Origin of the sequence: Frigoribacterium sp. PvP054, from assembly GCF_040547465.1 — a bacterium.
GTDB lineage: Bacteria > Actinomycetota > Actinomycetes > Actinomycetales > Microbacteriaceae > Frigoribacterium.
Genome location: NZ_JBEPPU010000002.1, coordinates 133,235 through 146,360, shown reverse-complemented (window position 1 = coordinate 146,360; position 13,126 = coordinate 133,235). Strand labels below are relative to the sequence as shown.

At 71.2% G+C, this 13,126-nt stretch carries 17 protein-coding genes and 1 tRNA gene; 10 read left to right on the top strand and 8 right to left on the bottom strand.

Annotated features, from left to right (window positions below; translation table 11 throughout):
* Positions 1-98 precede the first annotated feature (98 nt).
* Both ABID81_RS03490 and ABID81_RS03485 read right to left on the bottom strand, forming a co-directional pair.
* On the bottom strand, positions 99-1,346 hold the full coding sequence (locus ABID81_RS03490; protein WP_354593440.1) for an MFS transporter: 1,248 nt from the start codon (positions 1,344-1,346) through the stop codon (positions 99-101).
* Complete coding sequence (locus tag ABID81_RS03485) at positions 1,343-1,804, bottom strand: MarR family winged helix-turn-helix transcriptional regulator (protein ID WP_354593439.1); 462 nt, start codon at positions 1,802-1,804, stop codon at positions 1,343-1,345. Before ABID81_RS03485 ends, ABID81_RS03490 begins: the two co-directional genes overlap by 4 nt.
* Before the next feature lie 118 nt (positions 1,805-1,922).
* Here ABID81_RS03485 and ABID81_RS03480 point away from each other — a divergent pair, with 118 nt between their 5' ends.
* From ABID81_RS03480 to ABID81_RS03470, 3 genes are all read left to right on the top strand, one after another.
* The gene (locus tag ABID81_RS03480; protein ID WP_354593438.1) at positions 1,923-2,207 is read left to right on the top strand and encodes an oligoribonuclease; all 285 of its coding nucleotides are present in this window, start codon (positions 1,923-1,925) and stop codon (positions 2,205-2,207) included.
* Between the two features lie 84 nt (positions 2,208-2,291).
* Positions 2,292-2,552 carry a thioredoxin domain-containing protein gene (locus ABID81_RS03475; RefSeq protein ID WP_354593437.1) on the top strand — a complete coding sequence of 87 codons (261 nt, stop codon included), beginning with the start codon at positions 2,292-2,294 and terminating at the stop codon, positions 2,550-2,552.
* Positions 2,553-2,723: 171 nt separating this feature from the next.
* A tRNA-Arg gene (locus tag ABID81_RS03470) sits at positions 2,724-2,796 on the top strand.
* A gap of 279 nt (positions 2,797-3,075) precedes the next feature.
* Here the strand turns inward: ABID81_RS03470 and ABID81_RS03465 are convergent.
* From ABID81_RS03465 to ABID81_RS03455, 3 genes are all read right to left on the bottom strand, one after another.
* Entirely contained in the window at positions 3,076-3,975 is a 900-nt protein-coding gene (locus ABID81_RS03465; protein ID WP_354593436.1) for a hypothetical protein, read from the bottom strand.
* 77 nt (positions 3,976-4,052) lie between these two features.
* Complete coding sequence (locus ABID81_RS03460; protein WP_354593435.1) at positions 4,053-4,349, bottom strand: hypothetical protein; 297 nt, start codon at positions 4,347-4,349, stop codon at positions 4,053-4,055.
* Between the two features lie 127 nt (positions 4,350-4,476).
* A complete protein-coding gene (locus ABID81_RS03455) occupies positions 4,477-5,496 on the bottom strand; it encodes an aldo/keto reductase (protein ID WP_354593434.1) in 1,020 nt (339 codons plus the stop codon).
* A 48-nt stretch (positions 5,497-5,544) separates the two neighbouring features.
* Between ABID81_RS03455 and msrA the strand changes: the two genes are divergently transcribed.
* The 6 genes from msrA to ABID81_RS03425 all read left to right on the top strand — a co-directional run bounded on the left by msrA (position 5,545) and on the right by ABID81_RS03425 (position 9,903).
* Positions 5,545-6,072 carry a peptide-methionine (S)-S-oxide reductase MsrA gene (msrA, locus tag ABID81_RS03450; RefSeq protein ID WP_354593433.1) on the top strand — a complete coding sequence of 176 codons (528 nt, stop codon included), beginning with the start codon at positions 5,545-5,547 and terminating at the stop codon, positions 6,070-6,072.
* Positions 6,073-6,127: 55 nt separating this feature from the next.
* Positions 6,128-6,343, top strand: a complete 216-nt coding sequence (locus tag ABID81_RS03445) for a methyltransferase (protein ID WP_354593432.1) — start codon at positions 6,128-6,130, stop codon at positions 6,341-6,343.
* A gap of 123 nt (positions 6,344-6,466) precedes the next feature.
* Positions 6,467-7,108, top strand: a complete 642-nt coding sequence (locus tag ABID81_RS03440; RefSeq protein ID WP_354593431.1) for a single-stranded DNA-binding protein — start codon at positions 6,467-6,469, stop codon at positions 7,106-7,108.
* 120 nt (positions 7,109-7,228) lie between these two features.
* Complete coding sequence (locus ABID81_RS03435; RefSeq protein ID WP_354593430.1) at positions 7,229-7,690, top strand: DUF6993 domain-containing protein; 462 nt, start codon at positions 7,229-7,231, stop codon at positions 7,688-7,690.
* A gap of 37 nt (positions 7,691-7,727) precedes the next feature.
* Complete coding sequence (ettA, locus tag ABID81_RS03430; RefSeq protein WP_354593429.1) at positions 7,728-9,413, top strand: energy-dependent translational throttle protein EttA; 1,686 nt, start codon at positions 7,728-7,730, stop codon at positions 9,411-9,413.
* Between the two features lie 16 nt (positions 9,414-9,429).
* Positions 9,430-9,903 (top strand): acyl-CoA thioesterase, encoded by a 474-nt coding sequence (locus ABID81_RS03425; protein WP_354593428.1) that lies wholly within the window; start codon positions 9,430-9,432, stop codon positions 9,901-9,903.
* 7 nt (positions 9,904-9,910) lie between these two features.
* Here the strand turns inward: ABID81_RS03425 and ABID81_RS03420 are convergent, their stop codons facing one another.
* A complete protein-coding gene (locus ABID81_RS03420) occupies positions 9,911-10,780 on the bottom strand; it encodes an acyl-CoA thioesterase (protein WP_354593427.1) in 870 nt (289 codons plus the stop codon).
* Between the two features lie 21 nt (positions 10,781-10,801).
* On the opposite strand from ABID81_RS03420, the gene ABID81_RS03415 reads away from it, so the two are divergent.
* On the top strand, positions 10,802-11,473 hold the full coding sequence (locus ABID81_RS03415) for a DUF8185 domain-containing protein (RefSeq protein ID WP_354593426.1): 672 nt from the start codon (positions 10,802-10,804) through the stop codon (positions 11,471-11,473).
* A 76-nt stretch (positions 11,474-11,549) separates the two neighbouring features.
* On the opposite strand, the gene ABID81_RS03410 is transcribed toward ABID81_RS03415, so the two are convergent.
* Entirely contained in the window at positions 11,550-11,957 is a 408-nt protein-coding gene (locus ABID81_RS03410) for a globin (RefSeq protein ID WP_354593810.1), read from the bottom strand.
* 143 nt (positions 11,958-12,100) lie between these two features.
* The gene (locus ABID81_RS03405) at positions 12,101-13,102 is read right to left on the bottom strand and encodes a mechanosensitive ion channel family protein (RefSeq protein ID WP_354593425.1); all 1,002 of its coding nucleotides are present in this window, start codon (positions 13,100-13,102) and stop codon (positions 12,101-12,103) included.
* Positions 13,103-13,126 lie beyond the last annotated feature (24 nt).

The following is a 13,126-nucleotide window of genomic DNA, read 5'->3' as shown; positions in this document are numbered from 1 at the left end:
GGGCGAGTCTAGTCCGGTGCCCGTCCGCGGCCGCGCCTCCCGGGCTCGTCCGACGGTCGGACCAGGAGGCGCGGCTGCGGACGTGCCGGACGTCCGGTCTACAGGGCCTCGCCGGCTCCGATGGCCTCGGCCTCGACGCGGGCCGGTTCGGGGCCGTCGTCGACGCGGCGGAGGGCTCCGCGGGCGGCGACCACGACGACGAACGCGACGGCGACGCTGGCGGCGGCGAACACGTAGGCGGCGCTCGGCGCGATGGTGTCGGCCAGCAGGGTCGCGACGGGTGGGGCGACGGCGCCGCCGAGGAACCGCACGCCCGAGTAGGCGCTGGACGCGACCGAGCGGGGCAGGTCGGTGGCCTCCATGACGGACTCGGTCAGCACGGTGTTGAGCACGCCGAGCACGAGGCCGCCGACGACGACACAGACCACCAGGGCGGCCGGGGTGCCCACGAACACGGCCGCGGCGACCAGGTCGAGTGCCAGGAGCGGCAGGGCGATCCGCAACACGGTCGTCCGCCGGAGGCGCGCGGTCAGCAGGGGCGCGACCCACACCGACGTGACGGCGAGTCCGACGCCCCAGCCGAAGAACGTGAACCCGATGCCGAGCGCACCGAAGCCCAGTGGGTAGGGCGTGTAGGCGAGCAGGACGAAGAAGCCGATGTTGTAGAAGAGTGCGGTCGCGGCGAGGGCGCCGAGGGCAGGGCGGCCCAGGGCGCGGAACGGGGCCGAGAGATCGGTCGGGGCGACCTTCTCGGTCGCGCCGCCCTTGAGGAACAGCACGATCGCGATGAAGGCGATCGCCATCAGGGTCGTGACGCCGAAGAACGGTCCGCGCCAGCTGACCGACCCGAGCAGGCCGCCGATCAAGGGGCCGATGGCGATGCCGAGGCCCAGGGCGGCCTCGTAGAGGATGATCGCCGAGGCGGTCCCCCCGGACGCGGCACCCACGATGGTGGCGAGGGCGGTCGAGATGAAGAGGGCGTTGCCGAGGCCCCACCCGGCTCGGAAGCCGATGATCGACCAGACGTCGCCGCTGGTGGCGGCGAACAGGGCGAAGACGACGATCAGGGCGAGCCCGATCAGCAGGGTGCGCTTGGCGCCGAGTCGGCTCGAGACCCAGCTGGTGAAGAACATGGCCACGCCCGTAACCGCGAGGTAGCTGGTGAAGAGCAGTTCGGTCTGGGTGGGGCTGGCCTGCAGCGACTCGGCGATGGCCGGCAGGATCGGGTCGACGAGCCCGATGCCCATGAAGGCGACGACGCAGGCGAAGGCGATGGCCCAGACGGCCGTCGGCTGCTTGAGGATGCTGGGTGCCGGCTCGTGCGCGGTCGGGGTCGCGGCGCTCATGCGAACACCGCCTCGGTGTCGGCGCGGACGTCTGTGCGGCTGCTGAAGCGTGAGGCCAGCAGGCTGGTGGCTCGGTCGAGCACGGCCCAGTCGTCGTCGTCGAGGTCGGCGAACAGGTCGCCGAGCGAGTCGGCGAGCTGACCTCGCCACTCGGTGAGGGCGGCCGTGCCCTTCGGGGTGATGGCGATGAGCCAGGCGCGCGAGTCGTCGGTGTCGGCGATGCGCTTGACCAGCTCGTCCTCGGCGAGGCCGCGCACGAGCTTCGTCATGGTGGGCTGCGAGACGCGGCTGGCCCTGGCGAGGTCGCCGACGCGCAGGTCGCCGTCGGTCGTCAGGATCGAGAGCGTGCGCCAGACGGCGGGGGAGGTGGTGCGGCCGGTCTCCTGCGCGGCGATCCGCGTGAGGCGATGGGTCGACGTCAGGAGGGATTCCAAGATGTCTGTCGGCTGGGAAGTCATCGCACTAGTGTATAGCCAAGCTATATAGCTTGGCTATACTTTTGGGGAATCGCTCGGAGGCGGCAGGGCGGTGAGAAGACTGGACGCCGACTCCGCGCCTCCTGGTAGACCTGTGGGCATGACAGACAGCAAGCCCACCGTGGCCGAGGGTTCCGAGTACGTCGTCTTCTTCGACGGCGGTCCGAGCGACGGCTCCACCGACACCCGCATCAGCACCGATGGCTCGTACGACGAGCAGATCACCGACTTCGTGCTGATCGACGGCATGGAGACGGGCATCGTCTACACGGCCACCGAAGCGAAGATGGTCGGCGAGCAGCTGCAGGTGCACTACTCGCTCGACGCCGCGGACAGCGACCCGGTCGACGATCCCGAGGACCGCAACGACGACCGAGACAACTGACGCCCGCGGCCTCGGCCGCGACGACGCACGAGACCGCAGGAGGCGCGGGGGAAGATTCCCCCGCGCCTCCTCGTTGTTCCCCACATGAAGCTCGAGCTGTACACGTCCGCCTTCTGCGGCCCCTGCCACGCGGCTCGAGCGGTCGTGGCCGAGGCCCGGGCGCTGGTCCCGTCGCTCGTGGTCGACGAAGCCGACGTCGCCGCCCGGCCGGAGCAGGCCGAACGGCGCGACGTCCGCAGCACGCCGACCCTCGTGGTGACGCGCGACGACGGCGAGGTCGTCTTCCGGTCACCCGGCGTCCCGACGCTCGACCGACTGCTCGGGGCCCTGGCGCTGGCGGTCTGATCGTCGGCCCGACCTGACGGGCCATCGCCGAACCCGGCATGCGCCCCGTGTCGCACCGCCTTTCGTGCACTGCACCGCGACTAGTCCGGGCGACGTGCACGAGACGCGGTGCCGAGCCGGGCTCGGCCGCTGCGGGGCCGCGTGACTCGGCACGGTATCGTGGGCGAGTCCGCCCCCGTAGCTCAGCGGATAGAGCAGGAGCCTTCTAATCTCTTGGTCGCAGGTTCGATTCCTGCCGGGGGCACCCCGAGCCACTAGTTCTCGCGGTGCTTCTCATCTCTTGGTCGCAGGTTCGATTCCTGCCGGGGGCACCAGATCTCGCGGTGCTTCTCATCTCTTGGTCGCAGGTTCGATTCCTGCCGGGGGCACCAGGCGTCCGATGATCCACGCGGTCCTTCTCGTCTCTTGGTCGCAGGTTCGCGGTGTCGATGGCGCAGCCTGCCGGGGGCACCAGGCGTCATCCACCGCCCGACACGACGACGCGCCCCCGACCGAGGTCGGGGGCGCGTCGTCGGCCACGGGGTCAGTCGTCTGCGCGGTCGGGGGCGATCCTGCGCCGGACCTGGCTGGCACTGACCGGCTGCTCGTAGCGCTCGTCGTCCATCGGGTCGTCACGTGTGTCGTCGTCGTCCGAACCTGACGCCGACGCCGACGCCGACGCCGACGCCGACGCCCAGGCGGCCGGTGCTTCGGGAGCCGAGACGGGCGGCGGGCCGGTCAGAGGCGACGTCAGGGACCCACGCCGGGCATCGCCACCCGGGGCCGGGGCCGGGGCCGGGGCGTCGCCGAGGACGGACGGTCGGAGCGGGGTCGCGGCGTCGGGCCCGCCCTCGGAGCCGCTGCCGCGTCGGACGTCGGCGGCCGCCGCGGCACGCTGCTCGGCCTCCCAGGCCTTCTGGCGCTCGGCGGCCTCACGGTCGACGTCGGCTTCTTCGTACTTCCAGCGGGCGAGGTCGTCGCGGAACAGCTTCTTCGCCCGACCGGGGCGGCGCTGCCACTCGACGAGGCGGTCGGTCATCTCACCCAGCGACCGGTCGGCCTGGAAGCTGAAGGACGCGGAGTTGCGCTTGATCTCGGCGAGTTCGTGCGCCGCCCAGTCCGCGGCGAGCGTGCTCCCCGTGGACGGCAGCAGGCGCAGGCGGACGTCGGCCTCGTGACCGAGGTGGTCGACGTACGTCCGTTCTTCGGTGCCGAGGGAGCTGTACACGGCACCCTTGCGCGCTGCCGAGACGACCCCCGCGATGGCCGCCGCCCGGGCGGCGTCGTCGTGCGCCGAGAGGACGCGTCGGGTGGCCCCGCGACCGATCAGGGCTGCGACGACGCCGGCGACGACGATGGCGACGAACGGGACCGCCGCATCCGTGACGACGCGCTGACCGTTGTCGGACGAGAGCCAGTCGACGAAGGTGTTCCACCAGTTCATGGGGCGAACACTACAGCTGAGGTCGAAGGTTGCCGCGGTGCGACATGCGAGCGCGCCCGGCCCCTCGACGGTCGCGCTCAGGCGAACCGGAAGCAGTCGGTGGCGTCGTCGCGGCTCCAGAACTCGCCGATCTCGACGAACTTGCGCTGTCGAGGAAGGAAGCGCTTCGCGCGGTAGCGGTCACCCTGCGGGTCGTCGAAGCGTTCGACGTACCCGACGACCTCACCGCCGGGACGCGTCACGCGCGCGAGGTCGTCGTGCACCTGCACGAGCCTCAGGCCGCCGCGTGTCGTTCGCAGGGCGGGGCGCGTCGCATCCGCGAGGGCGTGCGCGTGCGGGGCGGGGGAGGTGAGGACGGAGGTGCTGGTGGTCATGAGGTGCTCCTGAGGTCATCCGGCCGATGCTGTCGAGAACACCCCCGACGTTAGGGGGCACCACCGACATCGCCGCGGGACGACCTCGGGGGGCGCGGTGCCCGACCGGCACCGCGCCTCCTCGGGGTCAGCGACCGGTGCCGTCGACCGCGAGCGGTTCGATGGCGGCGAGCTCGTCCTCGGTGAGCTCGGCTCCGTCGAGGGCGTCGAGGCTGTCGTCCAGTTGGGCCACCGACGACGCCCCGATCAGGGCACTGGTCACCGCGGGCTGCCGCAGCACCCAGCTGAGCGAGAGCTGCGCGAGCGACTGACCCCGCGCCTGTGCGATCTCGTCGAGGGCCCGGACGCGCGAGAGGTAGGTCTCGTCGAAGGCGTCCTCCGAGAACCAGCGGCCCTCGGCCGCGCGAGAGCCGGCCGGTGCCTTGCCCGAGAGGTAACGGTTCGTCAGCAGGCCGCCGGCCAGCGGAGAGAACACGATCGACCCGACGCCGTGCGTGAGCAGGGTGTCGAAGAGTCCTCGCTCGGGCCGTCGGTCGAACATGTTGTAGCGCGGCTGGTGGATCAACAGCGGCACGCCCTCGGCGGCCAGGGCGTCGATCGCGGCCTCGGTCTGCGCCGGGTCGTAGTTCGAGATGCCCGCGTAGAGCGCCTTGCCCTGCCGCACGGCCGTCGCGAGCGCCCCCATGGTCTCGTCGATCGGGGTCTCGGGGTCGGGACGGTGCGAGTAGAAGATGTCGACGTGGTCCATGCCGAGGCGCCCGAGGCTGGCCTCGAGCGAGTTCAGCAGGTACTTGCGCGACCCGCCGTCGCCGTAGGGCCCCGGGGTCATGTCGTAGCCCGCCTTCGACGAGACGACGATCTCGTCGCGGTAGGGCCGCAGGTCGGCCGCGGCGATGCGCCCGAACTGCTCTTCGGCCGAACCGTACGGAGGGCCGTAGTTGTTCGCCAGGTCGAAGTGGGTGACGCCGCGGTCGAAGGCGCGCAGCACGATGTCGCGCTGGGTCTCGAGGCCGCGGTCCGAGCCGAAGTTGTTCCAGAAGCCGAGCGAGATGCGGGGCAGCTTGAGCCCGCTGCGACCCGTGCGGACGTAGTCGAGTCGCGAGTACCGTGCGTCGTCGGCGACGTAGGGGGTGAAGGGTGATCTCATGCGGTCAGCCTAGGGCTGGGCCCCGGGCGCAGGAGTAGGTTCACGGGCATGACGACGTTCGTTCTGGCCGGTGGCTGCTTCTGGTGTCTCGACGCGGTCTACCGCACCCTCGACGGCGTGCTCGAGGTGGTGCCCGGCTACACGGGCGGGCACACCGCCGACCCCGACTACGACGACGTCTGCACCGGCCGCACGGGGCACGCCGAAGCGGTCGCGGTCACCTTCGACCCCGAGAAGATCCCGGCCGACGTCGTCCTCGACGTGTTCTTCACCCTGCACGATCCGCGTCAGCTGAACCGGCAGGGTGCCGACGTCGGTACCCAGTACCGGTCGGCGATGTTCGCGGCCGACGACGAGCAGACCGAGTTCTTCGAGGCCGCCCGCGAGCGCGCCTCCGAGGCCTGGGACGGCGGCGTGGTCACGACGATCGAGCCGCTGTCGACCTGGTACGACGCCGAGCCGTACCACCAGGACTTCTTCGCCAAGAACCCCGGTCAGGGCTACTGCCTGGCCGTCGCGCTTCCGAAGGTCAACAAGATCCGCAAGTCGTACGCGAAGTACGTGCTCGCCTCGTAGACGGGTCGCGTCGTCCGACGCGACCGACCGAGAAGGACGAAAGGGGCGCTCGACGATGAGTGACCAGAACACGATGCACCGCCAGACCTGGGTGGCCGTGGGGCCGGCCGGGGCGGTCGGTTCCATCCTGCGGACCGACGACGGCTTCGAGGTCCGCCTGCCGGGCAAGGCGCCGGAAGGCGGCCTCTACCCGACCCTCGCCGTGGCCAAGAGCGCCCTGTTCGCGGCTCTCGGGCCGGGGGCGGACTACCCCGAGTTCCACGAGCACTGACCTGCCCGCCGTCGGCCGACGCCGCCGACGACGGGTCGTCCCCAGGTCGGCCCCGCGCCTCCTCGTGCACAAGGAGGCGCGGGTGCCGTCCCCGGGGCGCCCCGCCTTCGCGAGACTCCCGTCATGACAGACACCATCACCCTCACGGGCATCATCGCCACCGACCCCCGGGCCCTCGTCACGCAGTCCGGCCTCTCCATCACGAGCTTCCGCCTCGCCTCGACCCAGCGCCGGTACGACCGGGTCAAGGGCGAGTGGCTCGACGGCGAGACCAACTGGTACACGGTGACGGCCTTCCGCCAGCTGGCCGAGAACGTCGTCGGCAGCCTCCGCAAGGGTCAACGCGTCGTCGTGACCGGGCGACTCCGCATCCGGTCGTGGGAGTCCGGCGACCGGAGCGGCCTGACGGTCGAGGTCGACGCCGACGCGATCGGTCACGATCTCACCTGGGGCACCTCCTCGTTCGAGCGCCGGGTCGCGTCGGCGCCGGCGGGTGACCGGGCGGCGACGCCAGCCGACGGTGGCGACACCGTGACGTCCGATGCGACCGAGGCGTCCCCGGCGGAGGCGTCGCCTCCCGGAAGCGGCCCCGAGGGCGACGCTCGCGGGCGGTCCACGGACGCCGGGTCGGGGGCGGACGGTGCCTCACCGGTCGACGGCTCGTCCGGTTCCCCGGCCGGAAGGGCGACGTCCGGCTCGGCCGAGGCCTCCGACTGGGGTGCTCCGGCGCCGCTCGGAGCGGACGAGGTGCTCGCGCCGTTCTGACCGAGCGGGCACCGTCCGGGGCGGGGCGTGGTGATGTCGTCCTCCCGGGTCGCGGGCGGGTGCGCCCTAGAATCGAGGCGGCTCGCCGACCCGCGGCGACGCCGACGACGAAGGACACCCGTGACCGGTTCGAGATTCCTGCGAGGCCCCGCGCTCGCCGCGATCCTGCTTGCGGCGTCGGGCTCCCTTGTCGGCTGCACGTCGTCGCCCGACGTCGAGCCGACGACACCGCCGAGCGCGGCGTCGACGGAGGCGGCCCCGTTCTCGTCGGATTCGTCGACGAGCGACGCGGCCGCTCACTTCGACGAGGTCGTCAGGGCCACCGTCGCCGCGAACGCGCGCCCGGGCGGCCGGGCGCTGGTCGACGCGCTGGTCGCGGCGGGCTTCGACAAGTCGACGATGCAGGTCACGGCCGACACGACCTCGATCGGGCGCGACGCCGACAGCGTCCAGTTCTCGGTGCGCTGGCGTGACGACTGCCTGATCGGGCAGGTCTCCGACGCGGGCTACTCGAGCCAGACGGCGCCGGTGCTCGGCACGGGCGCCTGTCTCGTCGGGTCCACGCGGACCATCGACTGGTGACCTCGGGCGCGGGCCGCCGCCCGATAGACTCGCTCCCATGGCCGAATACATTTACTCGATGGTGCGCGCCCGCAAGGCGGTCGGCGACAAGCTGATCCTCGACGACGTCACCATGTCGTTCATCCCGGGGGCGAAGATCGGCGTCGTGGGGCCGAACGGCGCCGGCAAGTCGACGATCCTCAAGATCATGGCGGGGCTCGACACCCCCAGCAACGGCGAGGCGAAGCTGAGCCCCGGCTACACCGTCGGCATCCTCATGCAAGAGCCCGAGCTCGACGAGACCAAGACGGTCCTCGAGAACGTCCAAGAGGGCGTGGGGCCGATCAAGCAGAAGCTCGACCGGTTCAACGAGGTCTCTGCCGCCATGGCCGAACCCGACGCCGACTTCGACGCGCTGCTCGCCGAGATGGGCACCCTGCAAGAAGAGATCGACGCCGCCGACGCGTGGGACCTCGACTCCCAGCTCGAGCAGGCCATGTCGGCTCTGCGGACGCCGCCCGGTGACGCCGAGGTCGCCAACCTCTCCGGCGGTGAGAAGCGCCGCGTCGCCCTCTGCAAGTTGCTGTTGCAGAAGCCCGACCTGCTGCTGCTCGACGAGCCCACCAACCACCTCGACGCCGAGAGCGTGCTCTGGCTCGAGCAGCACCTCAGCAAGTACCCCGGCGCCGTGCTCGCCGTGACCCACGACCGGTACTTCCTCGACCACGTGGCCGAGTGGATCGCCGAGGTCGACCGCGGGCGCCTCTACCCCTACGAGGGCAACTACTCGACGTACCTCGAGAAGAAGGGCGAGCGCCTGCAGGTCCAGGGCAAGAAGGACGCCAAGCTGGCCAAGCGCCTCGCCTCCGAGCTCGAGTGGGTGCGCAGCAACGCCAAGGGCCGCCAGGCCAAGTCGAAGGCACGCCTGGCTCGCTACGAAGAGATGGCGAACGAGGCCGAGCGCACGCGCACCCTCGACTTCGAGGAGATCGTGATCCCCGTGGGCCCGCGCCTCGGATCGCAGGTCATCGACGCCAAGAAGCTCCACAAGTCGTTCGGTGAGCGGGTGCTCATCGACGACCTGTCGTTCACCCTGCCCCGCAACGGCATCGTCGGCGTCATCGGCCCGAACGGCGTCGGCAAGACGACGCTCTTCAAGACCGTCGTCGGCCTCGAGCCGCTCGACGGCGGCGAGCTGAAGGTCGGCGAGACCGTCGACATCTCGTACGTCGACCAGAGCCGGGGTGGCATCGACCCCAACAAGAACCTGTGGGAGGTCGTGTCCGAGGGGCACGACTACATCCAGGTCGGCAAGACCGAGATCCCGTCGCGCGCCTACGTGTCGCAGTTCGGCTTCAAGGGCCCCGACCAGCAGAAGAAGGCCGGCGTCCTGTCCGGTGGCGAGCGCAACCGGCTCAACCTCGCGCTGACCCTGAAGCAGGGCGGCAACCTGCTGCTGCTCGACGAGCCCACCAACGACCTCGACGTCGAGACGCTGGGCAGCCTCGAGAACGCACTGCTCGAGTTCCCCGGCTGCGCCGTCGTCATCACCCACGACCGGTGGTTCCTCGACCGCATCGCGACGCACATCCTGTCGTGGGAGGGGCTGAACGACGACGGCACCCCGAACTGGTACTGGTTCGAGGGCAACTTCGAGGCGTACGAAGAGAACAAGGTCGAGCGCCTGGGCGCCGACGCGGCGAAGCCCAGCTCGGCCACGTACCGCAAGCTGACGCGCGACTGACCGGCACCCCACCGTCATGACCCGCCTGCACGTGCCGACCCGAGTGCGCTGGAGCGACCTCGACGGGTACCGGCACGTGAACAACGCGTCGATGCTGCGCCTCCTCGAGGAGGCGCGCATCGACGCGTTCTGGTCGGCCGAGGGTGCGGTCGACGAGCGATCGTCGGCCGCCGTGCTCGACGGCAGCCCGGACGCCGCGACCATGACGCTCATCGCGCGTCAAGAGCTCGAGTACCTGATCCCGATCCCGTACCTCCGGGCACCCCTCGACGTGCAGATCTGGGTGGGGCGCCTGGGCGGGGCGAGCCTCGAGGTCTGTTACGAGGTGTGGTCGCCCGAGGGCGTCGAGCCGCGGCAGCTGTTCACCAAGGCCGCGACCACCATCGTGTTGGTCGACTCCGCGACGAACCAGCCGCGGCGCATCTCCGGCGTCGAACGTGACGCCTGGGCTCCGTACGTCGAAGAGCCCCTGACCTTCCGCCGCCGCTGACGGCTCGTCAGCTGCGGGGCACCCGCACCATGCCCTCTTGCGCGACGCTCGCCACGAGGGTGCCCGCGCGGTCGTAGATGCGACCGAGCGACAGCCCCCGACCGCCGACGGCGTTCGGGCTCTCTTGCACGTAGAGCAGCCACTCGTCGACCCGGGCCGGTCGGTGCCACCACATGGCGTGGTCGAGGCTCGCGGCCTTAAGGCCGGGGGTGACGAAGGCGATGCCGTGCCGTCGGTAGATCGGCTCGAGCAATGTGTAGTCGCTGGCGTACAGCAGCGCGGCGCGGTGCAGGTCGGCGTCGTCGGGCATCGGGCCGGTGGCTCGGAGCCAGACGGCCTGGTGGGCCACGTGGTCGCCCTCGACGCTGAAGTACACGGGTGAGGGCACGTGCCGCATGTCGAAGGGGCGTCGGGCCCACGAGCGCGCGACCGGGTTGTCGACGGCCGACAGCAGCTCGGCGTCGCTGGGCACGTCGTCGGGCTCGGGCAGGCCGGACGGCATGTCGACCTGGTGGTCGAGGCCCTCGTCGGGGGTCTGGAACGAGGCGATCATCGAGAAGATCGGCACGCCGTCCTGAGACGCCTGCGTGCGCCGCGTCGCGAACGAGCGGCCGTCGTGGATGCGGTCGACCGTGAAGGTGATGGGGATCGTCAGGTCGCCGGGCCGCAGGAAGTACGAGTGCAGCGAGTGGACGTCGCGACCGCCGCCGACCGTGCGCTGGGCCGCGACGAGGGCCTGGGCGGCGACCTGCCCGCCGAACACGCGCCCCAGGGGCTCGGGCTGCGACCCGCCGGTGAACACGTCCTGCCCGCCGACGATGCCGGCCGGTGCCAGGTCGAGGGTGGACAGCAGGCTCTGCAGCGGATCGTCGGTCACCCGATGTAGTTTAGGGGGCCGATGAACGACGCATTCACCCTCCCCGACTCCCTGTCCCTCAGCGATCTCGCGACCTATCTCGGGCGGGCCGGCCGGGTCGAGGACGGCTCGGTGCGGCTCATCGCCGGCTCGGGCGTGCTCGCCGTCTACGTGGCGGTGTTCTACCCGATGGGCCTGCTCGACGCGAGCCCCACGGTGCTCGGCCTCCGGACCTTCCAGCTCGACGACCGCCCCGAGTTCGACGCCGTCGTGCCGGTGCGTTCCCTGAAGGAGCGCCTCGTGCGCCTCCAGAACGACGTCGTCGATCCCACCGCGGCGGTCGAGGTGTCCGTGCCCGCCACGGTCAACACGGTGACCTGGGCGGCCATCTCGCCGCCTCGCGGGGGATGGGCGAGGCTCGACGCGATCGAGGCGGCCCGCCTGCGGACGACCGCCGAGGCCGGCATCGCCCGGGTGGCCGAGGCCATCCCGGCCGGCACGGGTGAGCAGATCGTGCACCGGGTGCGGGCCGACGTGTGGTCGGCGCCGGTCGAGGGTGCCGAGGCGGTCCCGGCCGGAGCGGGTTTCGGGGCGCTCAGCCTGGGGTTCCTCGACGGCGAGGACGAGGTCGCGGTCTTCGAGACCGGCACCTGGACGCGCCTCACGACGCCCAAGGGGCACGTGCTCGTCAAGCGCCGTTCGTCCCTGCTCTGAGGCGCGGTCCGGGGCACCCTCGGCCCGGCGGCCGCACGACGTGTGGCCCGGCCGCTCGGCCCGCCCGCTCGGCCCGTCATCGCTCGAACGTGTTGACCATGGCCTGGGCGGCGCGGTCGAGGTAGCCCCAGAGCATGGCGTCGTCGAGAGGTGCGAGCTCGAGCTCGTCGACGGCCACCCGCATGTGCCGGAGCCACCGGTCGCGAGCCTCGGGGGTCACGCGGAACGGCATGTGCCTCATGCGCAGGCGCGGGTGCCCGCGCTCCTCGCTGTAGGTCGTCGGGCCTCCCCAGTACTGCTCGAGGAACCCGGTCAGCCGTTGGATCGCCCCCTCGAGGTCCGCCTCGGGGTACATCGGCCACAGCACGTCGTCGGTGCGGACGCCCTCGTAGAACCGACGCACCAGCTTCTCGAAGGTCGGGCGCCCGCCAATCTGGTGCCAGAAGTTGCCCTGGGCCGAGTCGTCGCCGAGCCCGCGTCGCACGGTGACCGGCACGGCCGTGGGCAGGGCCGGTGGCGTCGACGGAGTCGGCGGGCGACCGTCGGACGCACCGGACGCACCGGACGCACCGGACGCACCGGACGCACCGGACGCGTCCGACGGCCGCGGCGTCAGCGGCAGGTCGTTCACTTGCGCTTCCCCCGGGGGACGTGGGGCGTCGGCACGGTGCGCGGCGCCCGGGCACCCTGCACCGAGGAGGCGCTGTCGAAGCCGGTCAGGACGACGCTCGTCAGCGACGGCAGGACGATGTCCATGCCGTCGAGCGTCTTCTTGAGCCGCGACCGCAGTTCGCGGTCGACGTTGTCGCGGTCCGCGGATCGGGTCTTGGCGACGATGCGGATGATCACGTGTTCGTCCGCGATGGACTGGATGCCCCACACCTCTGGCTGGTCGATGATCGCTCGCTTCCACTTGGGGATCGCCGCGAGCTCGTTCGCCGTGTTCAGCATCGCGTCCTGCACCTGGTCGACGTCGGCCGAGTAGGGCACGGCGAGGTCGATCACGACGCGCGTCCAGCCCTGGGACATGTTGCCCACCCGCAGGATCTCGCCGTTGCGGACGAACCACAGCACGCCGTTGACGTCGCGGATCTGCGTGACCCGGATGCCGACGGCCTCGACGACGCCGGCGGCGGGGCCGACGTCGACGACGTCGCCCACCCCGAGCTGGTCCTCGGCCACCATGAAGATGCCGTTGAGCATGTCCTTCACGATGTTCTGGGCGCCGAACGCGAGGCCCGCGCCGACGACGCCCGCGGCGCTGACGATGGCGACGACGTTGAAGTCGAGCTCGCCGAGGATCAGCACGAGGGCGATCGCGGCGACGACGACCGTGACGACGTTGTTGAGCACGCTGCCCAGCGTCCGGGTGCGCTGGACGACCCGGACCGCCTGCAGCGGCGAGGCGATGAGCGCCTGCGTGTCGTCGACGTTCTGCTTGCGCTTGATGCCGTTGACCACCTGGTCGACCACCCGGCGGATGGTGAAGTGCAGCGCGACGCGCAGCAGCACCGCGATCAGCAGGATGGCCGCGATGCGGATGGGCACGCGCCACATGTTCCAGAAGGCGTCCCAGTCGAACGACAGGGGGGCGGCAGGGTCGGTGGCGGCAGCGAGGAGGAGGTCCATATGGGCATCAAGTGAAGCACGCCT